General features: G+C 61.1%; 22 protein-coding genes. 10 read left to right on the forward strand and 12 right to left on the reverse strand.

The window, feature by feature from the left end; all coding sequences use genetic code 11:
* Positions 1-22: 22 nt before the first annotated feature.
* From QM716_RS16995 to QM716_RS17005, 3 genes are read left to right on the forward strand one after another with little or no spacing between them, the layout of a single operon-like run.
* On the forward strand, positions 23-1,102 hold the full coding sequence (locus tag QM716_RS16995) for an ABC transporter permease (RefSeq protein ID WP_283305200.1): 1,080 nt from the start codon (positions 23-25) through the stop codon (positions 1,100-1,102).
* 48 nt (positions 1,103-1,150) lie between these two features.
* Positions 1,151-2,119 (forward strand): sugar ABC transporter substrate-binding protein, encoded by a 969-nt coding sequence (locus QM716_RS17000; RefSeq protein WP_283305201.1) that lies wholly within the window; start codon positions 1,151-1,153, stop codon positions 2,117-2,119.
* Positions 2,120-2,151: 32 nt separating this feature from the next.
* On the forward strand, positions 2,152-2,931 hold the full coding sequence (locus QM716_RS17005) for an ATP-binding cassette domain-containing protein (protein ID WP_283305202.1): 780 nt from the start codon (positions 2,152-2,154) through the stop codon (positions 2,929-2,931).
* 248 nt (positions 2,932-3,179) lie between these two features.
* On the opposite strand, the gene QM716_RS17010 is transcribed toward QM716_RS17005, so the two are convergent.
* The 5 genes from QM716_RS17010 to hisD form a co-directional block, all read right to left on the reverse strand.
* On the reverse strand, positions 3,180-4,031 hold the full coding sequence (locus QM716_RS17010; protein ID WP_283305203.1) for a sugar phosphate isomerase/epimerase family protein: 852 nt from the start codon (positions 4,029-4,031) through the stop codon (positions 3,180-3,182).
* 31 nt (positions 4,032-4,062) lie between these two features.
* Positions 4,063-5,862: a thiamine pyrophosphate-binding protein gene (locus tag QM716_RS17015; protein ID WP_283305204.1), complete on the reverse strand. Its 1,800-nt coding sequence runs from the start codon at positions 5,860-5,862 to the stop codon at positions 4,063-4,065.
* 41 nt (positions 5,863-5,903) lie between these two features.
* On the reverse strand, positions 5,904-7,490 hold the full coding sequence (locus QM716_RS17020; RefSeq protein ID WP_283305205.1) for a GMC family oxidoreductase: 1,587 nt from the start codon (positions 7,488-7,490) through the stop codon (positions 5,904-5,906).
* A 153-nt stretch (positions 7,491-7,643) separates the two neighbouring features.
* Complete coding sequence (locus QM716_RS17025) at positions 7,644-9,077, reverse strand: aspartate ammonia-lyase (protein ID WP_283305482.1); 1,434 nt, start codon at positions 9,075-9,077, stop codon at positions 7,644-7,646.
* Positions 9,074-10,396 carry a histidinol dehydrogenase gene (gene hisD / locus QM716_RS17030; protein WP_283305206.1) on the reverse strand — a complete coding sequence of 441 codons (1,323 nt, stop codon included), beginning with the start codon at positions 10,394-10,396 and terminating at the stop codon, positions 9,074-9,076. The genes QM716_RS17025 and hisD overlap by 4 nt, the downstream gene beginning before the upstream one ends.
* A gap of 361 nt (positions 10,397-10,757) precedes the next feature.
* Here hisD and QM716_RS17035 point away from each other — a divergent pair, with 361 nt between their 5' ends.
* A complete protein-coding gene (locus QM716_RS17035; protein ID WP_283305207.1) occupies positions 10,758-11,768 on the forward strand; it encodes a Gfo/Idh/MocA family protein in 1,011 nt (336 codons plus the stop codon).
* A gap of 246 nt (positions 11,769-12,014) precedes the next feature.
* Complete coding sequence (locus QM716_RS17040) at positions 12,015-12,434, forward strand: nucleoside/nucleotide kinase family protein (RefSeq protein WP_283305208.1); 420 nt, start codon at positions 12,015-12,017, stop codon at positions 12,432-12,434.
* A gap of 150 nt (positions 12,435-12,584) precedes the next feature.
* On the opposite strand, the gene QM716_RS17045 is transcribed toward QM716_RS17040, so the two are convergent.
* Both QM716_RS17045 and QM716_RS17050 read right to left on the reverse strand, forming a co-directional pair.
* Complete coding sequence (locus QM716_RS17045) at positions 12,585-13,088, reverse strand: NUDIX domain-containing protein (RefSeq protein WP_283305209.1); 504 nt, start codon at positions 13,086-13,088, stop codon at positions 12,585-12,587.
* 107 nt (positions 13,089-13,195) lie between these two features.
* Positions 13,196-14,488 (reverse strand): MFS transporter, encoded by a 1,293-nt coding sequence (locus QM716_RS17050; protein ID WP_283305210.1) that lies wholly within the window; start codon positions 14,486-14,488, stop codon positions 13,196-13,198.
* Positions 14,489-14,936: 448 nt separating this feature from the next.
* Between QM716_RS17050 and QM716_RS17055 the strand changes: the two genes are divergently transcribed.
* Positions 14,937-15,983, forward strand: a complete 1,047-nt coding sequence (locus QM716_RS17055; protein ID WP_283305211.1) for a glycoside hydrolase family 3 N-terminal domain-containing protein — start codon at positions 14,937-14,939, stop codon at positions 15,981-15,983.
* A gap of 136 nt (positions 15,984-16,119) precedes the next feature.
* Here the strand turns inward: QM716_RS17055 and QM716_RS17060 are convergent, their stop codons facing one another.
* Positions 16,120-16,746: a TetR/AcrR family transcriptional regulator gene (locus QM716_RS17060; protein WP_283305212.1), complete on the reverse strand. Its 627-nt coding sequence runs from the start codon at positions 16,744-16,746 to the stop codon at positions 16,120-16,122.
* Between the two features lie 89 nt (positions 16,747-16,835).
* Between QM716_RS17060 and QM716_RS17065 the strand changes: the two genes are divergently transcribed.
* A complete protein-coding gene (locus QM716_RS17065; protein ID WP_214880126.1) occupies positions 16,836-17,297 on the forward strand; it encodes an SRPBCC family protein in 462 nt (153 codons plus the stop codon).
* Positions 17,298-17,299: 2 nt separating this feature from the next.
* On the opposite strand, the gene QM716_RS17070 is transcribed toward QM716_RS17065, so the two are convergent.
* From QM716_RS17070 to QM716_RS17080, 3 genes are all read right to left on the reverse strand, one after another.
* Positions 17,300-17,947 (reverse strand): TetR/AcrR family transcriptional regulator, encoded by a 648-nt coding sequence (locus QM716_RS17070; protein ID WP_283305483.1) that lies wholly within the window; start codon positions 17,945-17,947, stop codon positions 17,300-17,302.
* 97 nt (positions 17,948-18,044) lie between these two features.
* On the reverse strand, positions 18,045-18,806 hold the full coding sequence (locus QM716_RS17075) for an SDR family NAD(P)-dependent oxidoreductase (protein WP_283305213.1): 762 nt from the start codon (positions 18,804-18,806) through the stop codon (positions 18,045-18,047).
* A gap of 78 nt (positions 18,807-18,884) precedes the next feature.
* The gene (locus QM716_RS17080) at positions 18,885-20,030 is read right to left on the reverse strand and encodes an acyl-CoA dehydrogenase family protein (protein WP_007730036.1); all 1,146 of its coding nucleotides are present in this window, start codon (positions 20,028-20,030) and stop codon (positions 18,885-18,887) included.
* 140 nt (positions 20,031-20,170) lie between these two features.
* On the opposite strand from QM716_RS17080, the gene QM716_RS17085 reads away from it, so the two are divergent.
* The 3 genes from QM716_RS17085 (at position 20,171) to dprE1 (ending at position 22,859) form a co-directional block, all read left to right on the forward strand.
* Entirely contained in the window at positions 20,171-20,770 is a 600-nt protein-coding gene (locus QM716_RS17085) for a TetR/AcrR family transcriptional regulator (RefSeq protein ID WP_283305214.1), read from the forward strand.
* 35 nt (positions 20,771-20,805) lie between these two features.
* A complete protein-coding gene (locus tag QM716_RS17090; RefSeq protein WP_283305215.1) occupies positions 20,806-21,384 on the forward strand; it encodes a DUF7822 domain-containing protein in 579 nt (192 codons plus the stop codon).
* A 62-nt stretch (positions 21,385-21,446) separates the two neighbouring features.
* On the forward strand, positions 21,447-22,859 hold the full coding sequence (dprE1, locus tag QM716_RS17095) for a decaprenylphosphoryl-beta-D-ribose oxidase (protein ID WP_283305216.1): 1,413 nt from the start codon (positions 21,447-21,449) through the stop codon (positions 22,857-22,859).
* Positions 22,860-22,867: 8 nt separating this feature from the next.
* On the opposite strand, the gene QM716_RS17100 is transcribed toward dprE1, so the two are convergent.
* The gene (locus tag QM716_RS17100) at positions 22,868-24,109 is read right to left on the reverse strand and encodes an RNA polymerase sigma factor (RefSeq protein ID WP_283305217.1); all 1,242 of its coding nucleotides are present in this window, start codon (positions 24,107-24,109) and stop codon (positions 22,868-22,870) included.
* Position 24,110 lies beyond the last annotated feature (1 nt).

A 24,110-nucleotide genomic window follows, 5' to 3' on the forward strand; every position in this document is an offset into this window, starting at 1 on the left:
CACCCTTTTCGAGGAGTCCTCAATGCCCCTGACCGAAGACCAGCAGAAACGGCCGCCAAGCGCGGGAATCTCTGTCGATGACGTCGGCCGTTCCACTCGTTCCGCGGCACCCCAGCCGCCCCACGCCTCCTCGCAGGAATGGCTACCCGCTCTGCTCAAACGCATTGTGCCGAGCACACCGTCGCAGGTCGTTCAGCGGGTGATGCTGACTGTACTGGTCGCATCGGTGGTGATTCTGTGCATCGCCAACCCGATCTTCCGGCAGTCGGACAACCTGCTCAACGTGCTGCAACAGGCGGCGATGGTCGGAATCATTGCCGGCGGTATGCAACTGATGATTATCTCAGGTGGCTTCGATCTCTCGGTCGGAATCGTGGCGGCGGCAGCCGGATGCGCGGCAGCGTACGTCAGTCTCCAGCACGGTATAGCCATCGGAATTCTCGTCGGGTTAGTCGCCGGTTTACTCGTCGGCTTCGTTAACGGCATCCTCGTAGCCAAGATCGGCATCAACCCATTCGTGGCCACGTTCGGTACACAAGCTGTCGTCACCGGACTGCTGTACGCCGCAACGGGCGCCACCCCGATCGCTCCTCTTCCTTCCGGATGGACCGATCTGGGCTTGAAGAACATCGCCGGCATCTCCTTTGCCAGTCTCACATTCATCGTGGTCGTCCTGATTCTGTTGTTCGTCTTACGATGCACGCTCTTCGGCCAGCACATCTACGCCGTCGGGAGCAACAAGGAAGGCTCGCGTCGCGCCGGAATCCATGTCGATCGGGTTCTGATTGCCGTCTATGCCATCGGCGGACTGTGCGCTGCCATCGCCGGAATTCTTCTCGTCTCGATCTCGGGAATCGGGAGTCCGGCAACAGGTACACAGTGGGCACTTCTCGCCATCGCCGCCGTCATCATCGGCGGCACACCACTCACCGGCGGAGTCGGCGGCATCAGCTCCGCGGTGATCGGCATCCTGTCGCTCACCGTCCTCACAAACGCACTGAACCTGTACAGCGTGTCCGCTTACTGGCAGCCGGCGCTGACGGGTACGGCCGTTCTGCTCGCAGTCGGCTTCGAAGCGTTCCGCAGCGCCCGCAAACGCTGATACGTCCGATTCCCCTCGCAGCCAACCACATTCCAGGAGTGACAACATATGACCGTAAGAAGAACTTCCCGAACGATCAAAACCGCATTTGCCCTTTGTCTGGCTGCGTTCGTCGCCGTCGCACTCACGGCCTGCGGAACCGCACCTTCCTCGGGTGCAAACAAGACACTGGGCTTCGTGGTGTACGACATCGGCGTCGACCCGTGGATGAACGTAGCCATCTCGACTGTGCAAGAAGAAGCTGAAGCTGCGGGATACAAGCTCAGTGTTGTCAACGGGCACAACGACATCGCTCAGATGAGCAGCGGAATGGACCAGCTCGTCGCGCAGAAGGTCGACGCAATTCTCCTCGCCCCCAGCGACCAGGACAGCATGACGCCGTCCATCAAACGCGCCGAGGCAGCCGGAATCCCGGTCATCGCATTCTCCATGGCACTGTCCGAAGACGCCCCGATCTCCTCATTCGTCGGAACAGACGACGTTCAGGTCGGACGCGAGCAAGCGAAGATGGTCGCAGGAGCAATAGGCAATCGGGGAAACGTCGCCTTGATGACCGGCATCCTCGGCAGTGGGCCGCAGATCGGTCGGTCGGAAGGATTCCGTGCCGAACTGCAGGAGAACTTCCCCGACGTCAAGCTCGTCGAAGAGCAGCCGAACAACTGGGCGAACGACAAGACCATCAGCCTGACCCAGGACTGGCTCGCCAAGTATCCGGCAGGGCAGATCAACGCCGTTGTCGCGCAAGGACCCGAATTGGCTGCGGGCGCCCGCCTGGCCAAGTCGATGGGCCGAAGCGAAATCGTCTTCGTCGGCAACGACTATCCGGAAGAGATGCGCGAGAGCATCCTCGCGGGAGACACGTACGGAACAATCAACGGCGATCCCAAAGAGATGGCGCGAGAAGCTGTCGCCGCCATGCTGACCCTTTTGGACGGCGGCACGGTGCAACCGAAGATCTTCGTCCCGATCCCGCCCGTCACATCCGCCAACGTCGCCGACTCCCCCGCAGCGTACTGATTCGAGACGACCCCCAGATCGGAACCACCTCAATGAGTACTATCACCAACACCACCGAGCCTCTTCTCCAGACCACGAACCTCTCAAAGTTCTATGGCGGCGTCAAAGCGTTGCAAGGCGCCTCCATCAGCGTCGGACACGGTGAGCACATCGCCATCATGGGCGACAACGGCGCAGGCAAGTCCACCTTCGTCAAGATCCTTTCCGGCGCACAACCGTCGAGTGATGGCACCATCCGATTCGACGGTACCGACTGTGAATTCCAAAGCCCGATCGATGCACGCGAAGCCGGGATCGAAACCGTCTATCAGGATCTTTCACTCGCAGACGACCTCGACGTCCTGACCAACCTGTTCCTCGGGCGTGAAGAGAAGCTGATCAACCTGGGCGACTTGAGCGTGCTCAACAGACGCAAGATGGCCAAGCGTGCAACCGAATTGCTCACGGAGATCGGAGTGAACGTGCCCGAGGTACACCGGACCGTTCGGGGTCTCTCCGGTGGCCAGCGCCAAGGTATCGCCATCGCCCGCGCATCCGGTTGGGGCTCGAAGCTCATAATCATGGACGAACCCACAGCGGCATTGGGCCTGCAGGAGACCGCCCACGTCCACGACATCATCAAACGCCTCAAACAACGCGGAGTCGCGGTCATCATCGTCAGCCACAACATGCAACAGGTGCTGGAACTGACCGACCGGGTGTACGTTTTCCGGCGAGGCCAGGTCGTCGGGTGCCGAAACACCAAGGAAACCACCGCCGACGAGATCGTCTCGATGATCACCGGCGCCCGACCAGCAGAAGCCGTCACGTAAGCAGCTGTAGCTGCAAGCAGATCGACGTACAGGCCCGTCTGAAGTCACCACGACTGTCGACGGGCCTGTTCGTGTCGCGGATCCGAGACTCACTGTCTCACCGTCACCGTCGGCGTCGGACATCCGAGACCCTTTCCATCACCCATCTGGCCCCCACCGCCCCAGACGAGGCAGAACTACAGCCGCCGAGACGAAAAGTGCTCGGGCCCAACCTGATGAGGTTGGGCCCGAGCACTTTCGGTGTTCGGTTAGTTGATCTGTATTCGGCCGTCGACGGCTTCGATCAATCCGCTGAGGTGGGTGTAGCTCTTCTTCGCGGCGTCGAGCGTGCCGCACTCCACCGACAAGACGACGTCGTGGTCGGCCGCGGCGAGTGTGTCGACGATGCGCTTCCAGTCGATGACGCCTTCACCGCATGCGCATCCCAGCATGCCTCGCACTTTTCCGCGTAGACGTTTCGCGTCGTCTAACGCAATGTCCTTGGCGTGCAGGTGCGTGACCTGACCGATGATGGCTTCGAGCCACTCGTGCGGATCGTTCTCACTCAGGTAGCTGTTTCCGGTATCGAGGTTGATCGTCAGGGCAGGACTGTCGACCAATTTCATGATCTTGTCGAGGCGCTCCGGAGTCGCGGTGTACGGCCCGTGGGTCTCGATTGCGATCTTGATACCCCGGGGTTCCGCGACCAGCGCTGCTTCCTTCAGGGTGTACCGCATGAGCGTGTAGTTCTCTTCCTCCGTGGTCCAAGACGGGGTGGGTCCATCGTCGACCATGATCATCGGAGAACCTGCCTCCGCGGCGTAGCGGATGGCCTGGCGGAAGTACTCCACTGCCACCTCCGGCTTGGCGAGTGGCGCGTGGCTCGACAGCGACGAGATGCTGAGACCGCGATCTTCGGCCGCATTCCGTAGGATCAACGGATCGTCGAGCATGGAACGACTGTGGAAATATCCTGCTGCACTGAGCAGTTCACGACCCCAGTGCACCATCGGCTCGACGTACTTGTAGCCGATCTCAGCAGCTTGGTCCATGGCCCAATCGAAAGAGCCGTTCTCGTATCGCGCGAACTCCAGATTAAGTCCGAGTTTGATGTTGCCCATGACTTACAACTACTTTCCGGTGAGGGGTGGGTCAGAAGCCGCGCTGGTTCACGTAGTCGTCTCGAACTTCGCCGTGGTAGGCCGGTACGGTGATGTCCCACCAACCCATTGCATGCATCTCGGTCCAGGGCAGCTCGCGAGCACTGATCGCCTCGATGACTACGGGGCCCTCGGTCTCGAATGCGCGCTGAACAGCGGCGCCGAGCTTTGCCGGATCCTCGACACGCTCGGACTTGCATCCGAGGGACTGGGCGAACGCAGTGATATCGGCGAAGTACGGGGATCCATCCGGCAACTTCCAGCCTGAGATGATTTCCCGTTCCGCGCCGAAGAGATTGATCTGAAGGTCCTTGATTGCTTCCCAGCCACCGTTGTTCAGAACGACGAAGACGACATTGACGCCGCTCATGGCGGCAGCTGCGATCTCCGTGCCGGTCTGTAGGAACGCGCCATCGCCGACGAGCGCGAGAACCGGCTTGTCCGGTGCGCCGATCGCGGCGCCGATCGCGGCAGGTACACCGAATCCGATTCCGGAGAATCCGCCGGCAACGATGTTGCTCTTCGGCTCGTAGATCGGGAATTCGTTGAACGCCTGGTTTGCCGGGTTGCTGGAATCGGTGACCAGAATTCCGTTACGCGGAAGAACCTTTCGGATCTCGACCATTGCCCGCGAGTTGGTCATCGGCAAGTAGTCGGTCTCACGCATAGGGCGCAGGTGCTCGTCCCACTGCGCCTTCAAGTCCTGAAGTTCGGCGTAGTAGTCGGTTGCTCGGAAGTCGTAATCCGCTGCCGGTGCGCCGAGTTCGTCGATCAGAGACGCGAGCGAGGTCTTGGCGTCGCCGACGATCCCGACCTCGACCGGGTAGTTGCGGCCGATCTCGAATCCGTCGATGTCTATGTGAACGAGTTTCGTGTTAGGGATGTCGAATGTGACTCCCGGGCGGTACGAGGACGTGATGCGATCGCTGAACCGGCAACCCACTGCAAGAATGACGTCGGCGGTCTTGGTGACTCCGTTACCCGGAATCGATCCCATGTCGCCGCACGGCCACGCGTACAGATCGTGGTCTGCAGGGAATGCGCCTTTGCCTTGGAAGGAGTGCGTCACGGGAGCGCCGAGACGTTCCGCCAGTGTGAGGAGTTCCGCACCGGCCTCGGCTGCGATGACGCCACCGCCTGCGAGGATCACCGGACGCTTAGCCCCCGCCAGTAGCTTGGCCGCCTCGGCGATGGCGACGGGATCACCAGTCGCCCGGGTCTGAGCTCGGCGCGAGTACAACTCCGGAACATAGTCGCCGTACTCAGCCTGCAGATCCTGCGGGATATCCACCAGGACAGGCCCTCTGCGCCCTTCGAGCATCGTGTTGAAAGCCTGAGCCATCGCGGAAGGTAGCTGCTCCAGTCGACCGGGCTGCCACCAGCGCTTGACGACCGGCTCGACCATCCGTGGGAAATTGTTCCCGTGCGGGCGATCGATCTCCTGGAGTACACCGCGGTTCTCCATGTACGTGTGAACGGCGCCGGTGATCAGAATCATCGGCTGCGAGTCCGCGAACGCAGTCGCGATTCCGGTTACGGTGTTGGTCGCTCCCGGTCCGATGGAAGTACAGACGGCCGCGATCTTGCCCGATGCGCGGTAGTAGCCGTCGGCCATGTGTGCGGCGCCCTGCTCGTGGATGGCGGGAACCAACTCGATTTCATCCGACCGGTCGACGAACGCATCGAGCAACGCCGTATTGCCGTGTCCCGGGATAGCGAATACCTTTTCAACTCCTTCACGGATCAGTATGTCGACCACCATCTGGCCACCGGTGAGCTTTTGCACAGTCATGTTCTTCACTTTCGAATCGAAAAGAATTGGGGGTGAGCGATTTATGCAGGGATCGACGAGCCGTGCGATACACCCGCCGCGGAGTCGCCGCTTCGAGCGATGATCGAATCTGCAACACGCAACGCGTTCGCCGCGATCGACAGCGCCGGATTCATCACCGGGAGCGATGGAAAGAAGGAGGAGTCGACGACATACAGGTTGTCGACATCGTGTGCCTGGCAACTTGGATCGAGGACCGATGTAGCCGGGTCGGTACCGAGCCGAACGGTTCCGGCCTGATGCGAGTTGACCTCTATCCCTGTTCCTTCACTGATGACCACCGGAAATCCGATCTTGCGAAGCATTTTTCGCGTCTCGCGAACCAGAACCTCGTGCGCCCGGACGTTATTCGGTTCCCACGCGATCTGGATACGCCCTCCGGGAGTCAGCGTGACACGATTTTCAGGGTTGGGCAGATCCTCCGTGAACAGCCACCAATCGGTACTACGGTTCGTGGCAAGGCTCAACGCCCATTTGGGGATGTAGGGCCGTTGCCCCTTGATCATCTCCGCCTGGAGCTTCCCGATCAGTTGCACGTGACCTAGCGGATACGGATGATCGTCAGTGCCGCGCAGGTAGAAGTCGTTGAAGTACAACGTCTTTTGAAACTCGGACTTGTTCTTCTTGAGTGGGTCGATGGCCACCATGATCGAGTTCATATGCACCATGTAGTTACGACCGACCATTCCGGAGGAATTTGCAAGCCCGTCAGGATGGACAGACGTGGCCGAACGTAGCAGCAGCGCTGCAGAATTGACCGCGCCGCAGGAGATGACGACCGTATCCGCCCGTACTGTCGAGGTGACGCCACGATGAGTCACTTCGACGCCGGATGCTCGACGTCCGGAATCGTCGGTCAGCACCTTCTCCACGTACCCGTTTGTGACGATTTCGACGTTGCCCGAATCGAGTGCGGGTCTCACGCAACAGACATCGGCATCCGATTTCGCCAAGGTACGGCAAGGGAACCCGTCGCATGTCTTGCATCGAATGCATGCCCCACCCTGCCGTAGGTCGACTCCGAGAGGGAGATTGGAAGGGGTGAAACCCGCCTTACGCATGTCGTCGGCGACCTGCTGTATCGCCGGCTCGTGCCCTACGGGAGGGTACGGAAACGGTTCGTCGCGTGGCAACGTCGGGTCGTCGGTGTGGTCGCCGTGAACCTTGTACACCTGCTCGGCACGTGCGTAGTAGGGTTCGAGATCGTCGTACGAGAACGGCCATGCCGGCGATTCACCGTCGTGATGCCGTGAGGACTGAAAATCCTCTCTCCTGAACCTGACCAGCGAGCCACCGTAGAATTTGGTGTTTCCGCCGACGTAATAGTAGGTGCCGGGGGCGAACTCCCGCCCTTCGGTGTCGACCCATTTTTCGGCGTTCTTGTACCGATCTTTCTCGAACACCGCTCGGGGGTCCCAATTCTGACGTTCCTGTGGAAGGAAGTCTCCCCTCTCGATCAAGAGCACATCGAGGCCGGAATCCTTGAGAGCGTATGCCATCGTTCCACCCCCCATTCCGCTTCCCACGACGATGACGTCGTAGTTGCTCTTACAGGGGGGATGACTGTCCATTCGTGTCTTTTCGAACATGGTTTCCGTCTCCTGGCTGGCTTGACGCTGTACGTCCTTGAACCGTGCCGACTCAGCTTCTGTCAATCCTGACGCAACAGGACTGCAAGTAGTTATACGTATCACTAAACGATACCGCCCACATGTGCGGTGTCAACCGCCCTGAAGACCTGGTCAGGTCGACGGGACGAGCGGATCGAAATCGGGAGCCGACACGATCGCAGTTCGTGCCAAATTCACAGGCTCCATGATCGCGTCCAGATCCTCCTTGCCCAACAACCCGCGTTCGAGCACCAACTCCACGACGGTACGACCGGAAGCAAGCGCGTCCGCCGCCAATTCCGTCGCGGCTGTGTAGCCGATGTAGGGATTGAGCGCGGTCACGACACCGATCGAAGCCGCGACCGTTCGTTCGAGATGCTCGACGTTGGCGGTAATGCCGATCACGCATCGCTCGCGCAACACAGTGCAGCCCCGCGTGAGGAGTTCTGCAGTCTCGAACAAGCTGTGTGCAATGACCGGTTCGAATGCGTTGAGCTGCAGTTGACCCGCCTCGGCAGCCATGGTGATGGTCAGATCGTTTCCCACCACCCGGTAGGCAATCTGATTGACCACTTCGGGAATGACCGGATTGACCTTGCCGGGCATGATCGACGAACCCGCCTGCACCGCAGGTAAATTGATCTCACCCAGCCCTGCTCGTGGGCCCGAGGACAGCAATCTCAGATCGTTGCAGATCTTGGACAGCTTGACCGCGGTGCGCTTGAGCACTCCCGACAGCTGGACGAAGGCCCCGACGTCCTGGGTTGCTTCGATGAGATCCGATGCCGTCGAGATGTCGAGACCGGTGATCGACACCAGATGCTCACGCACACGTCTGGCGTACTTCGGGTGCGCATTGAGACCGGTACCTATCGCCGTCCCTCCCAGGTTGATCTCCGAGATCAACCGAGCGGCCTCTTCCAGTCTCTGAGAGTCCTCCTTGATCATCACGGCAAACGTGACGATCTCTTGACCGAGAGTCATCGGGACCGCGTCTTGCAATTGTGTCCGCCCGACTTTGAGCACGTGGGAGAACTCGGCTGCTTTCTCCGCGAATGCGTCTGCAAGTTCGTCCATCGCACCTCGAAGCCTGGTGACCGCACCTTGCAAGCCGATTTTGATCGCGGTGGGGTAGACGTCGTTGGTGCTCTGACTCATGTTGACGTGTTCGAGCGGATGGAGGAATTGGTACTGCCCCCGCTCGCGGCCGAGCATTTCGAGCGCGCGGTTCGCGACCACTTCGTTGGCGTTCATGTTCGAGGACGTGCCGGCACCTCCCTGAATGACGTCGACGACGAACTGGTCGGCGAACCTGCCCGCGCGAATCTCCTCGCAAGCTTGCTCGATCGCTGCTGCATGCTCCGGCGAGAGGATTCCGAGGTCGGCGTTCGCCCGAGCAGCGGCCTGCTTGACCGCGGCCAACGCCGATACCATGTCCGGGTGGACCGAGAGAGGAATACCGGTGATCGGGAAGTTCTCCAGTGCCCTCAGCGTATGGATGCCGTAGTAGGCCTCCGCAGGCACTTCACGATCACCGAGTAAGTCGTGCTCGATGCGCATCGTCATTTGAGGTTTGCCGCCACCGGGATCTCGCCCCACGGCAGTTCGGCTCCACCGAACTTCGCCGCACGCAGGTCACCCGAACGGGCGTGCCCTTCGAAGCGTTCCAATCGGGACAGTCGCGCAGCGATCTCGCCGATCCTGGCACTCGCCGCCGGGTCGCGCACCTCCTGGAAAGTGAGGGTTTTGAGGAACTTCCCTACCCAGAGTCCTCCGGTGTAGCGCGCAGCGCCAAGAGTAGGAAGTACATGGTTGGTCCCGATCACTTTGTCGCCGTAAGGAACACACGTTCCTTCCCCGAGGAAAAGGGCACCGTAGTTGCTCATGTTGTAGAGCGCTTCACGAGGATTCTGCGTGAGGATCTGTACGTGCTCGGAGGCAAACTTGTCCGCGAGTTCGTATGCTTCGGAGAGAGTCTCGACAACGTGGATCTGTCCGTGGTCGCGCCAGGCGGGCCCGGCGATCGCGTTCGTCTCCAGACCGGGTAGCAATGCGTCGATGTGTTTGATCACCTCGTTGCCCACAGCCTCGGACGTCGTGATCAACACACACGGTGAATCCGGACCGTGCTCCGCCTGGCTGAGTAGATCCACTGCGATAGTGAACGGGTCGGCGTACTCGTCGGCAACAATCAGTGTTTCGGTGGGGCCTGCAAAGAGATCGATTCCGACCTCACCGAAGAGTTGACGCTTCGCCTCTGCAACGTATGCGTTGCCCGGCCCCGTGAGGATCGAGACAGGATCGATCGTCTCGGTACCGAGAGCCAGCGCTGCGATCGCCTGCACGCCACCGAGCACAAAGATCTCGTCGGCCCCGGCGAGATGCATTGCGGTGATGCTGATCTGGGGCGGCAGCCCGTCGTTCGGGGGCGTCGTGGCCGCGACGCGTTCGACGCCTGCGACCTTCGCGGTCAGCACCGTCATGTGCGCCGACGCCGTCAGCGGGTACCTGCCACCCGGAACGTAGGCTGCGGCCGCGTCGATCGGAACGTTCCGGTGCCCCAAGAACACGCCGGGCAGGGTCTCGACCTCGAGGTCTGTGATGGTATCGCGCTGTGCCTGCGCGAAGTCGCGAATCTGGCGCTGCGCGAACTGCAGGTCTTCGAGGACCGTTGTCGGAACGGACTTCACGATCTCGCGGATCTGATCTTCGTCGAGCCGGAACGAATCCGGTGACCACCGGTCGAAACGGTCAGAGTACTTGCGGACAGCGTCGTCACCGTTGGCACGAATGTCTGCGATCACACCCGCGACAGTGTCGACCACCGCCGGATTGCTGGCACGCTGCGCTGGTTCGCCGACTGCTGCTTTGAGAACGAACGACATTGGCGGGTTACTCCTTCGAGGTGAGGCATGAAATCAAACTGATAGCCCTAGCTTTCCTGCGAAGTGATCCAGCGAACAGACACATAGAGGGAAGCACTTCTGTCAAATTCTGCCCAATCCGTGCATGATGTGCAGGTCGTTCGAAAGCTCACGGCCAGAGCAGGTTCAACACTCGCACCTGCTCACACTGGTCGATCAGCAGCTCACGCTTGCACGTTTTGGCGCTGTTGATATTCATCGCCACTTCGTAGGGTTGACCTACCAGATTTCATCCGCGCCGAACTCCTGACGTCGAGTCGGCCAATACCCGGAGCCGTCGCTGTCTATTCGACATCGTCGATGCCCGAGAAGGAATACTTCGATGAGCGAACAACCGCATCTGGTCTGGGGAATCGTCGGTGCGAGTGACATCGCCGAAACGCGAATGATTCCCGCACTGCGAAGGACCGGCCACCACATCAGTTCCGTGTACAGCGGAAATGCGGACCACGCCGAGCAGTACGCACAGCGGAACGAGATATCGAACCGAACGAACAACCTGAACGATCTGCTCAGCGATTCCCTCATCGATGCGGTCTACATCTCCAGTGCAAATGATCACCATCTCGAGCAGGTGTGCGCGGCGGCAGCAGCCGGAAAACACGTTCTCTGCGAGAAGCCGCTGTCGACGAGCATCGACAATGCGCGGAAGATGACCGCCGCTTGCGAATCCGCCGGCATAGTCCTAGGTGTCAACCACCACCTGCCCGCCGCAGGTACGCACCAGGCAATTCGACGCACAGTGGCGCGCGGCGACATCGGCCGCATCTTGTCGGTCAGTGTTCGCCACACGTCGCTCCTACCCGAACGGTTGCGAGGGTGGCGACTCGGTAGCGCGCCGGGATCAGGCGCCGTCATGGATCTTTCCTGCCACAACGCCTCAGTCGTGAATCCGCTACTCGGTACCAGAGCACTGACGGCGAGCGCGATCACTGTGACTCAAGGAGATTGGGTGACCGAAGCCGAAGATGCAGCCTCCTCGTCGATTCTCTACGAGAACAACGTCCTCGTACGATTCCACGACACTTTCACTACACCCTTCGCACCCACGTATCTGGAGGTGCACGGGACAGACGGCAGCCTTCATGCTGCCGACGTCATGACTCCGGAACCCATCGGCTCGGTCGTTCTGCACGATGGCCGGGGATCGCACGAGATCGACGTCGAAGACCGCCGGCACACGTACGACATCACTCTGGAACACTTCACCCGTGCCACGCGCGGTGACGGCCGACCCGTCGTCGACGGACTCGACGCGACCAACGCACTGGCAGTGAGCATCTCGATACTCGAGTCGGCCAGGACTGGCAGCCGGGTCACAGTCGACTTCTGAGGACAGTAACCGTTCACAATTCACACTCGGAGCTGGTTCGATCCAAGGTAGATGTTCATGAAACGTCCCACTGAGCATGACGAAAATACGGATTGGAATAGATTCGCCATCCCACAATTCGTGGAACTTCTGCGGTCTGGTTCAGTTGGGCGCGGCCCGGCAATCGTAGGGATCGACGGGAGGGGTGGTTCCGGCAAGTCGACGCTGGCCGCACTGTTGTCGGCAAACTGCACTGGGGTGGTCATCGTGCACACAGATGACATCGCGTGCAGTCGAACATTCTTTGGCTGGGACACCTTGCTCGCCAAGGAATTACTTGAACCGATAAGGCGAACTGGGCTTCCATTCACCTTCCAGCCGAACCACGACAAGCCTCGCGATATCGCGGTCCCTGACCAGACGACGTTGCTGCTCGTGGAAGGTGCCGGGTCGATCCGCCGTTCATTGCGGATGTTGTACGACGCGACAGTGTGGGTCGACACCGCACCGGAGACAGCGCGACAACGATTGGTCGAGCTCGGCGAGGATCCACAGGGCTATCACGACGACAGGATGATCGAAGAGAATGCGTTGCTGAACTCGGACCGCCCTTGGGCGCACGCAATGTTTCACGTGTCTGGAACCAACTCTGCGACCAACGGCACAGTCCTGGTGCGCCGAACATAACCGCGTCGACCTCGAACGGCATTGGCATCACGAGTCGTCCACGGGGTTGTCTACGACGGGTCGCTGCCCAGTTACGGCATATTCTCCTGTGCAGAGGGTCGGTGTCGCCAGCAATCGCGCGGCCTGATTCTGTACGAGTAGCAACCTGGATCAATCCGAGCCGAAACACACTACCTGGCACGGCGACCCGCAACGAAGGGTGAGATCGAGTCTCTCGGCGATGTCGTGAGGCGCGAAAAGGGCCAAACCCGAATAGTTCTCGATCTCTTCCAGAGTCCACCATCTGAAACCGTGTAGGTGCTCATCGCGCAATTCTGCATCGGTCAATGCCCCTCGTGGTTCGAATCCATGAACTCGAACCAGGAAATAGAAATTGTCGACGCCGCTGAATCCGGGAAAGTGCTCTGGATCGATGATCGTTTGGCGCCAGACGAGCGGCTGCGTCGTGCGCAGTTCGATCCCTACCTCTTCTCGAAGCTCTCGCTCGAGTGTGCCGCTTGGGGTCTCGCGTTCTTCACAACGGCCACCAGGCGTGATCCAATAGGTTTCATCGGATCTAGATCGATACTTGCACAACAGTATTCGATACGAATGATCCACTATCAGCGCTCGCGCAGAACGTCTGATCGACTCCGAAGGTCCGCCAGTGCTCATCCTGTTTCTTCCTCAAATCCCGAACAGAATTTCCTTCCGTTCAGTGACACCAGTGCGAGTACACCGGATTTCGATGTACTCGCACGTGGGCCACTCCTTGTTCGACCTCAGTGGGAGACCGTGTGATGCTCCGGCTTCGGAGCATTTCCCGTACGTTCCGTTTCCGAGTATCGCGGAACGGTTTTCATCAATACAGGACCGCCGACGGCGATGAGCAGGAGCAAGATTGCCGGCAGCGCCGGCATCCAGCCGATTCCGAATCCGTCGACGATGAGCGTGATCGCAGCCGGCCCGACGAGCATGCCGACGTAGCCGATCGCATTGACAATTCCGATGTTTCTTCCGGCGTTCTCGGGGTCACGACGGCCGGCAGCAGAGAGCATCAGCGGAGCCATGCATGCCAGCCCGAGCCCCAGGAGAACGAATCCCACCAGGGCGAACGGAGCTGACGCACCCCCGATCGCAAGCAAGGCGCCGACGAATCCGATTACACCACTGACGGCCACGATGACGCGCGCACCGAAGTACTCGGCGAGCCGGTCACCGAAGAGGCGCCCCACGAATTGCGCGCCGGAGTAGAAGGTCACAGCTGTCGCAGCCATACCAGCGCTCGTATCGGCATGGCGCCGGACGAACTCCTGTCCCCAGTCCAGAATTGCGCCTTCGCTGAGCATCGATGCCAGCATCAAGAGGCCGAATCCGGCCATGATCAGCAAAGTCGTCGTCGACGCCGATCTCCCGGTTGTCGATTGCTTCCCGATCGCGACTGCGGCGTCCGGGGGAAGCAGCTCATCGCGAGTCAACAGCCAGCGACCGAACACAGCTCCGAGAACCGACATGGTGACACCGATCGAGATGTAGGCCACGGCGGGGCTCTCGACATAGTGACGGGCGATTGCACTGGCCACCAGGCCGATGACGAATCCGCCTGCCGGATAGGCCGCGTGGAACGCAGACATGATGGGCCTGCCGTAGTAACGCTCCACCTGCACACCGTGTGTGTTGAAGGCGGTATCGAAGGCACCTCTCAACAAGCCAATCATCACGCCGAGGAACATTGCGCTGGCAATACCCTGTAAGAACGCGAACGGGATATACATCAACGGGTAGATGATCATCGTCGGCATACAGGTGGCTCGCGGACCGTACCTGTCGACGAACGGCCCGATGAGGAAGCAGCCGACTGCAGCGCCGACGCCGATCGCCAATGCCACCAGCCCGAAATTCGAGTCGCCGCCCTCCCCCTGCCACCCCAGATGAGCACGGAGCGCAGTGGTGTTCGTCGACCACGTGAGCATGACCGCTCCCAATTGTGCGAATCCGAAGAATGTCGCAACCCGGGCAAGCCGAATTCGCTGGAGGCTCAGCGCCCGCGGGTCTTCCGAAATGTTCGTAGTCATTGTGAGTCCTCAATCTGCACACGCGTGCCCCTCAATAGGGTTGCGAGGCACGTCATGTACTGCAATCAGCGTTGTCCAAATCACGTTACGGAGTCACCATCACAACAACGATGCACAGTGCGAGCACTATTTCACCATAAATATGCACACATCGTGTACATCGCAGGCCAAACAGTCCACGCAGTCGCACGCCCGCCAGGTCCACACTGCACACTGCATCATTGCGCGTACCGATACCGGGGGATACCATCCACCATGCTCGTGCGGTTAAACGTATCACCGCACGTGGAAGAGTCAATAGGGCAAGAATCAGCGCACTGGGAAACGATCGACCGAGCCGTACGCCCGAAGGCGCGCCCCGCGCCGGTGCAGACGTAGCTGGTGCGAGCCCTGCACTGCTTTGAACAGCCAGCAGCAAGCACCCCTGTGTGCGGAAATGGGCATTTCGATGTCAAACCACTCAGCTTTCGAGCGCGACGCGCACGCCGTCATGTTCCCAGCGTTCGATGCGGTCCACGTCGATAGTTGGCTCGCCGACCTACTCCGCGCCGGAACCGTTGCGGTCATACTCGGCGAATCCCGTGAAGAGTACGTCGCGCGCAGGATGACACCAGCCCGTCGCGAGAGAGAAACCAGTCGGTCACTCCGCGGGCTCACCAGCGCCCTGGAGGCGAGCACTGACACGCCGTTGCTCGTCGCGGTCGATCAGGAACCCTGGGGTATCCAGCGCCTCCATGCGCTCGTTCCCCAGTTCCCCGCAGCCGACGCACTGACGAAAATGACCGATACGGACATCGAAAATGTTGCCCGATCAGTGGCGTCCGCCGCCCGCGAGATGGGCGTGAATGCATTCTTGTCGCCCGTACTCGATCGCCTCGAAGGCAACAATCCCTGGTTGTTCGAACGCACACTCGACCTACCGCCTTCGGAAATCGCTCGCATCGCAGCGGCCTTCGTTCACGGCGTCCAGACCACTGGAGTCGCGGCAATCGCAAAACACTTCCCAGGGTTCCCTGCACTCGAACACGACCCCGCAGTGAAGGACACAGCCGTCGCCGCAAAGGACTGGAGCGCAGAAACTCTCACACCGTTCAGGGCTGTCGTCAACGCCGGCGTTTCCGGCATGATGGTCGGACCGGCCATCGTCGAAGCTGTCGATCCAACCGCTCCGGCGACGACCTCGAGCATCACGGTCCGAGCACTGCGACAGGACCTGGGCTTCCGCGGCGTCGTCGTGAGTGACGATCTGGATTCCCCTGCAACGACGCGTGGGCGGTCACTCGAAGAGACCGCACTTGCAAGCCTCCTGGCGGGCTCCGACCTCCTACTGATACCCGGCGGCGATGAAGTCACCACTGTTGCACAGTCATTGGCCGCCGAGGCCGTCCGGAATCCGATCGCTGCAGAACGCCTTCGCAACGCAGCAAACCGTGTCCGCGCGCTGGTGAATGCGACCGACCTAGGCACTATCCAAGGCAAACAAAAGCGAGGTTGAACGCGTCGTGTACCGCAGACCCACGTAAAGACGTCTATTTCCACTTGGCCGTCGATGCCGATACCAAACGCTGGCGAGCGCCTACCGCAACACTGTGCACACAGCAGTCACTCCCCCACCCACTTCGCCCCCACCATCACTCCCCCACCCGCGTCGCCCCCACCATGCGCCTCGCTATCCCCAGATACCTCTCCACCAACTCGTCCGGAGACAGCTCACCGTCCGGTCGGTACCACACAGCCACGGCGACGCACATCGTCACCACGGCCCGGCTGGCATCCTCGGGATGGTCGGCCTCGAACACTCCCGAACCGACGCCGTCGAGGACGATCCGGTCCACCTGCTTCTGCTGTTCGTCGCGCTGCGCGATGTAGCTCGCCCGACTGTCGGGCTCCATGCTGCGGATCTCGGACGAAGCGACGAACGACTGCTCGCGTCGAAACATATGGAACCGCAACAGAGATTCGATCACCGCGTCGAAGCGGTCCGAAGGATCGCCACCGGCGTCGAGTTCGGCGGCGCGGCTACGCTCCAACAACTCCGTCATCACGACGGTCGCCAAACCGATCAGCAGAGCCTGCTTGGACGGGTAATGGTGGTAGAGCCCCGGCACAGACAAGCCGGACCGCGACGCAACGTCACGGATTGACGTCCCGTGATAGCCCTGCTCGACGAACGCCTCCAGTGCCGCGGCGAGCGGTTTCGGTAGTCCCAGGTCTTCGTAATCGCGCCAGGACCCGCGTACCGGAAGCTCGTTCGTCATACCGATACCGTAGATCGCTCTTGCGCCGCCGCCGAACACGTCGGCGCCATTGGTTACAGTCGATGTTCACCGAAAGACAGGGACCAGTCATGATCCATGTTCGCCACACCGCGGTTGCTGCCGTGCCGGTTGATGTCGCCTTCGACTACATCGACAACTACCGCAACGTCCCCACGTGGATGTTCGGTGTTTCCGAGTTCACCCCGTTCGGAGAGTTCGATCAGGGGCTCGGCGCCACGTTCGACGCGGCCATGCAGATCGGGCCAAGCACGCTGCGCTCCAAGCTCGAGGTCACCGAGTGGGAGAAGAATCGCATCATCAAGCTGTCTTCGCTCGGTGGTGTATCCAACTCCTCCACGTGGGAGTTCGCCGCGATCGACGATTCCAAGACCCAGCTCTCCGTCGACTTCGCCTACAAACTCCCCGGCGGCATTGCCGGCAAAGCACTCGGCCGCTTGATCGGGCCGTTCGTCGAAAACGCCGTCAAGAACAGCGAGGAGACATTGCGCCACAGCCTCGAGGAGCAGTTCGCTGCCCGCGGCGAAGGCTGAAACTACCCGCGGTCGCCTTCGAGGCCCAGGGCGTTGGCCCACACCTGAGTAGCTGTCTTGACTACGTCCTCGAACGGGACAGGGTTACCGTCGGCGCCAGGTTCCTCCGAGACGAACGAACTGTAGGCAAGACGGCTTACCATCGCCGACAATGCTCGCGATGCCAGCAGCGGATCCAACGAGCTGTCTGCCTTGTCAGCCGCTTGCAAGCGTTCGATGGCTCGGGCATTACGCGAAATGAAGGTCTCGGCTCGGTCCCGACGCAATTTCGCGAACGCCGGATCGATGTGCGAAACCTGCTCGAGCAGACCCATCAGTTTGGCGTTGCGGCGAAACGCGGTCAGGTAGGCACGGTTACTCGATTCGAGAACCGCATACGGATTCTCGACGTCGCGAACCCGACCCATGCCGGGGTGCAGCATGTCTTCCTGCGCAACTTCGAGAACTGCGGCGAAGATCTGCTCTTTGTTGTCGAAATAGGTGTAGAACGTGCCGGTGGAGCAGTTCGCTTCCTTGGTGATATCCGTCAGACGGGCGTCGAGATACCCGGCGCGCTCGAACACCGTTCGAGCCGCTGCAACCAGAGAAGCCCTGGTGCGGACGCCACGGGCAGTCACCGGCAGGTCACGCAGAAGCTCCGTCGCAGCCATGGATGGTGGCGGACGGTCTTCCCAGTTCTCCTGAGGTTCGGCGCGAGAGGTCACCAGCTACTTATACGGCAAAGCCGTCGACATCTCGGCATCGGCGTCAGGTGATGGTGATTCCTCCGTCGACGGCGATGGTCTGGCCCGTGACGTATCCGCCTGCCTCGGATGCGAGCCACACCATGGTGGCCGCGAGCTCTTCCGGATCGCCCATCCGTCCGAGGATCAGGCGCGGAGCCATCGCGTCCAAGTAGCCGTCGTTGTATTGGTCGGTCATTTCCGACTTGAAGAAGCCGGGCGCGATCGCGTTGACACGAATGCCCTTGCGAGTTCCCCACTGCTGTGCGAGGTCGCGGGTCAATCCGACGACGCCTGCCTTGCTCGCCGCGTAGGCGGCCTGTGGCAGTCCAGCGGTCGTCAGTCCGAGAATGCTCGATATGTTGACGATGGAGCTGCCCGGGAGCATGACGCGGCCGCAGGCCTGCGCTGCCCAGTACGACCCGTTGAGGTTGATGTCGATGACGGCGCGGAACTGGTCCGGGGTCTCGCGGGTTGCCGGAACGGCGGTTCCGACGCCGGCGTTGTTGACCAGGACGTCCACGCGGCCGAACTTCTCCATCGCTGCGTCCACCATGTTCTGAACCTGTGCCGGATCGACGATGTCGGTGGCCACGCACAACGCTTCGCGGCCGGCGTCACGCACGAGCTTGGCGGTGTCTTCGAGCTTGTCGACGCGGCGAGCTGCGAGGACGACGTCCGCGCCGGCCTCTGCTGCGGCTTTCGCAAACGCCACCCCGAGGCCCGACGACGCACCGGTCACGATGACCACTCGATCGGTCAGAGAGAACTTGTCGAGAACAGACATGCGCGGTGATGCTCCTGTGTCGTCGGGTTCGGGAAGTGACGTATGGACTTCAGTGACGTATCGACTGCAGTTGCGAAATTACAGGCCGAGATCGCGGCCGATGAGTTCCTTCATGATCTCGTTGGATCCGGCCCAGATCTTGGTGACGCGGGCGTCCATCCACGCGCGGGCGGCGCGGTACTCGGTCATGAAGCCGTAGCCGCCGTGCAGCTGGACGCAGTGATCGAGGACCTCGTTCTGTACCTGCGCGGTCCACCACTTCGCCTTGGCCGCGTCGATGGCGGTCAGCTCGCCGGCCGCGTGTGCTGCGACGCAGTTGTCGACGTAGGCCTGAGTGACCTCGATGCGGGTCACGAGATCCGCGAGAAGGAATTTGTTCCACTGCAGCGACCCGATCGGCTGACCGAAAGCCTTGCGGTCCTTGGCATATTGCAGCGTCTCTTCGAGGATCGGAGCAGCGTGCGCGATGTTGGACACTGCAGCGCCGACGCGCTCCTGCGGCAGCATTTCCATCATGTGGATAAAGCCGCGGTCGATCTCACCGATGATGTTGGTGGACGGCACGCGAACGTTCTCGAAGAACAGTTCGGCGGTATCGGACTCGTGCTGGCCGACCTTGTCGAGCTTGCGTCCGCGCTCGAAACCTTCCATGCCGGTTTCGACGGCAAAGAGCGTGATGCCCTTGGACTTCTTCTCGGGACTGGTCCGCGCCGCCACGATCACGAGATCAGCGTTGTAGCCGTTGGTGATGAAGGTCTTGGAGCCGTTGATGATCCAGTCGTCACCGTCCTTGACCGCAGTGGTCTTGAGCGAGGCGAGGTCGGATCCACCGGAAGGCTCGGTCATGCCGATGGCCGTCAACATCTCACCGGTGCAGAACTTCGGTAGCCAACGCTGCTTCTGCTCCTCGGTGGTGAGCTGAACGAGGTACGGAGCAACAACGTCGGCGTGAATGCCGAAGCTCGAGGCAACAGCTGCACTGGCACGCGAGAGCTCTTCGGCCAGAACCGCGTTGAAGCGGTAGTCACCGGCTTCGCTTCCGCCGTACGCCTCCGGAACCTCGAGACCGAGGAAGCCGTTACGTCCCGCTTCGAGCCAGATTTCACGATCGATGAAGCGCTGGTCGATCAGCTTCTCTGCGACCGGAAGGATGTTCCGGTTGACGAATTCGCGGGCAGATTCGCGAAATGCCTCGTGATCGGGTCCGTACAGAGTGCGACGCATGACGAGTTGCTTCCTTTCGGCGTGGCAATGCCACACGTAACGATGTTCCTAAGCATCCGCTTAGAATCTAAGCATCTGCTTATAGTGAATCGAGAGCGGGATATTGTCAACATCGAAATCCGTCACACCTGGAGGAAACCGTGCGCGATTCACCTGACGTGGTGATCAGCCCCTCCAAAGCCGCGGCCCGTATCCGCGCGGCAGCCGTGGACGCTTTTGCCTCTGCCGGCTACGGCGGCACTACCACCCGTGACATCGCTGCGCGACTCGACATGAGTCCCGCCGCCATGTACCCGCACTACCGCTCGAAAGAAGAGCTGCTTTTCGCGATCAGCTTCGAAGGCCACACCGAAGCGTTGAAAGTGGTCGAGGGCGCCGACCGACCGGGCGAAGAACCGTCCATTCGCTTGCAGGAACTGATCAGCACCTTCGCCAGTTGGCAGGCCGGGCACCATTCACTCGCTCGCGTTGTCCAGTACGAACTCACTGCACTCACACCCGAGCACTACCGAACTGTCGTCGCGCTTCGCCGCAGCACGACGCGGGTGGTTCGGGAGGTAGTCGACGCTGGCGTCCAGTCGGGTGATTTCACGATCCCCGACGCCGAAGGCGTCACTCTTGCCTTGATGTCTCTGTGCGTCGACGTGTGCCGATGGTTCCCAGCCGGCAACTACACGGAGCCGGAAGACATCGGAAAACTGTACGGAGACCTGGCATTGAGGATGGTGGGCGCCGCCTGAATCAGGTGGCGCCGACCGCAGAAAGGAATCGGCCAGTGGCCAACCGCACCTATCTCTACACCACCCCTGTTGCCCCGTATGAGAATCCGGCTGCTGCTCGTGCCCGGGGCCTCAAGGGAGTCTCGGAGTGGTCGTACGCGATACCGCTGGTCCCCAGGATCCTTGTGTCCGTGAATCCCTTCGCTCACCAGTCGATCATCTGGGACGACGCTCCCGACCTGATCGCGGTTACCGCGCCGTGCGGTCCTGGCATCGCCCGGCTCGAAGACTTCCTCGGCCGCATCGACCACCCCGAACTCGGCGCGATGGCCGGTGAAGCGCTGCGCTTCTTGCGCAGCCACACCGAGCCCGACCACTACTTCGTCCTCGAGTGCGGCGAGATCTTCGACATGGACGACGAACCGTTCGCCGAACAGAGCAGGGCGCTGATGGCCGGTCTGGCGACCATCGACGCCGAGATGGAAGCGGCTTTGGCCACGCTCGCACCCGTCAAGCCGAGCTTCTGGGAGCGGCTGTTCACGCCGACTCAGGAGAGCATCGAGGAACCGCTACGCGAGCTCGGCCTCGGCTATTGGTCCGAGATCCTGTACTTCGATCTCGACGTCCCGCGATAGGCGAACCGGCGCAACCAAAGGTTCCAGACCGGGTGGTCCGCAAACAGGTACCCTCGGATTTCGTGTCCGACAACGCCACCGATCTGCCAATCATTGCGCCCACCGTCCTCGGCGGTTGGGGTCGCACAGCCCGAACGACCTCGCACGTCGTTTCGACCCCTGATGTAGAGGCGATCGCGAAGGCCGTCGCCCGCGTCGCAGACGACAATGCAGACAAGCCGTTGCACCTCCGACGCGGAGTCATCGCCCGCGGTCTGGGTCGGTCTTACGGAGACAACGCGCAGAACACCGGCGGCTTGGTAGTCGACATGACTGCCTTCCGTCGAATTCACAAGATCGATGCCGAGACCCGACTGGTGGAGATGGACGCCGGAGTTTCCCTCGATCAGCTGATGCGAGCGGCACTACCGTTCGGCCTCTGGGTCCCGGTGCTCCCCGGAACACGCCAGGTAACCATCGGCGGAGCGATCGCCTGCGATATCCACGGCAAGAACCACCACACCGAAGGCAGCTTCGGAAATCATGTCCGCTCGATGGATCTGCTCACTGCCGACGGCAGTATCCGAACGCTGGCGCCGCAAGGCCCGACATCCGAGCTTTTCTGGGCTACCGTCGGCGGAATCGGACTGACCGGGATCATCCTGCGCGTCACCCTCGCGATGACGCCGACCGAAACGGCGTATTTCGTCAACGACGGCGCTCTGACCGCGAGTCTGGATGAAACCGTCGCTTTTCACAGCGACGGCAGCGAAGCCGACTACACATATTCGAGCGCCTGGTTCGACGCGGTCAGTGCGCCGCCGAAGCTCGGCCGGGCCTCGATCACGCGTGGTTCGTTGGCGACCGTCGACCAGCTTCCACTGAAGTTGCAGAAAAATCCGTTGAAGTTCGATGCGCCACAACTGTTCACGACGCCGGACGTGTTCCCCAACGGCTTGATGAACAAGCTTTCGGCCTCTGCGATCGGCGAGTTCTACTACCGCACCGGCGGCAACTACGTCGGGAAGGTCCAAAATCTGACGCAGTTCTACCATCCGCTCGACCTCATCGGGGAGTGGAACCGTGCCTACGGGTCCAAGGGATTCCTGCAATACCAGTTCGTGGTACCCGTCGACGCGGTGGACGAATTCAAGAGCATCATCCGCGATATCCAGCGTTCGGGACACTACTCAGCGCTGAACGTCTTCAAACTTTTCGGCGAGGGAAACGCAGCGCCACTGAGCTTTCCGATGTCCGGGTGGAACGTGGCCTTCGACTTCCCGATCAAGCCCGGACTGGGTGAGTTCGTCGCTTCCCTCGACAAACGGGTACTCGAATTCGACGGTCGCCTCTATACCGCGAAGGACTCTCGGACTACCGCAGCAAGCTTCCACTCGATGTATCCGCGAATCGACGAGTGGATCCAGATGCGCAGAAAAATCGATCCCACAGGTGTTTTTGTGTCCGACATGGCCCGAAGGCTCGAATTGATCTGAGGCGGCGCTCAGTTGGAAACCTCACCCAACCGACGCGCCAAGTAGGCCCGCTCCGGATCGGTACCAACCAGTTTCAGGGCTTGCCGGTACGCAGATGCCGCCGCGTCGGTCCGCCCCAACCTTGCGAGCAGTTCGGCGCGCGCGAGGTGATACGGGTGGTAGTCGGCAAGTTTGGGCTCCGCTGCCAGTTCCTCCAGCGCGGTCAGCCCGGCCTCCTCGCCGTCTCGCATCGCCAACGCAACCGCCCGATTGACGGCGACGACGGGCGAAGGAGTCAGCGTGAGCAGCACTCCGTAGAGCGCGCAGATTTGCGGCCAGTCGGTTCTCTCCACATCAGCGGCCTCGTCGTGCAATGCGGCGATAGCGGCCTGCACCCCGTAAGGCCCCGGCGCTCCCCCGGTCAACGCGACCACGACGAGATCGCTGCCTTCCTCGATCATCGGCTGGTCCCAGCACCCGCGATCCTGGTCCTCGAGGAGCACGATCCCGCCACCGGCGTCGGTACGGGCATCCCGACGCGCGTGGACGAGAAGCATCAACGCAAGCAACCCGGCGATCTCGCGCTCATCGGGAAGCAATGCGCGCAAGATCCTCGCCAGCCTGATCGCCTCTACCGCCAGGTCGACGCGTTGCAGATCCGGACCCGAACTTGCGGCGTACCCCTCGGTGAACACCGAATAGATCACCTGTAGAACACCGGGCAAACGCTCCGGGAGTTCTTCGGCGCTGGGAGTTCGGAAGGGAATCCGAGCCTGACGGATCTTCTTCTTCGCGCGCACGATCCGCTGCGCCATCGTCGCCGAGGGCACGAGGAAGGCCCGAGCAACTTCGGGCGTCGTCAACCCTCCGAGGCAACGCAAGGTGAGCGCGATCCGGTCGTCCTCGGCAAGCGCTGGGTGCGAGCAGGTGAAGAACAGCTGCAACCGCTCGTCGGGAAGTTCTCCGTCGACCGTGGGCGGCGCAGGGTCGGCACGATCGGCGTCCACCTGCATCACGGCCAATCGCGCCGCATAAGCCTGATCACGACGAAGCCTGTCGACGGCTTTGCGACGCGCCGTGGTCAGCAGCCAGGCGCCGGGTTTGGCCGGCACTCCGTCCACGGGCCAGTGCACCAACGCAGCCTCGACAGCTTCGGAGGTGACCTCCTCGGCCAGATCGAGGTCACCGAAACGGCGGACGAGCGAGGCCAAGAGTCGTCCACGTTCCTCCCGGAACACTGACTCGACGGAGTTCTCAGCCTGCTCGTCCACG

The organism is Rhodococcus sp. IEGM 1409 (assembly GCF_030056735.1).
Lineage (GTDB): Bacteria > Actinomycetota > Actinomycetes > Mycobacteriales > Mycobacteriaceae > Rhodococcus_F.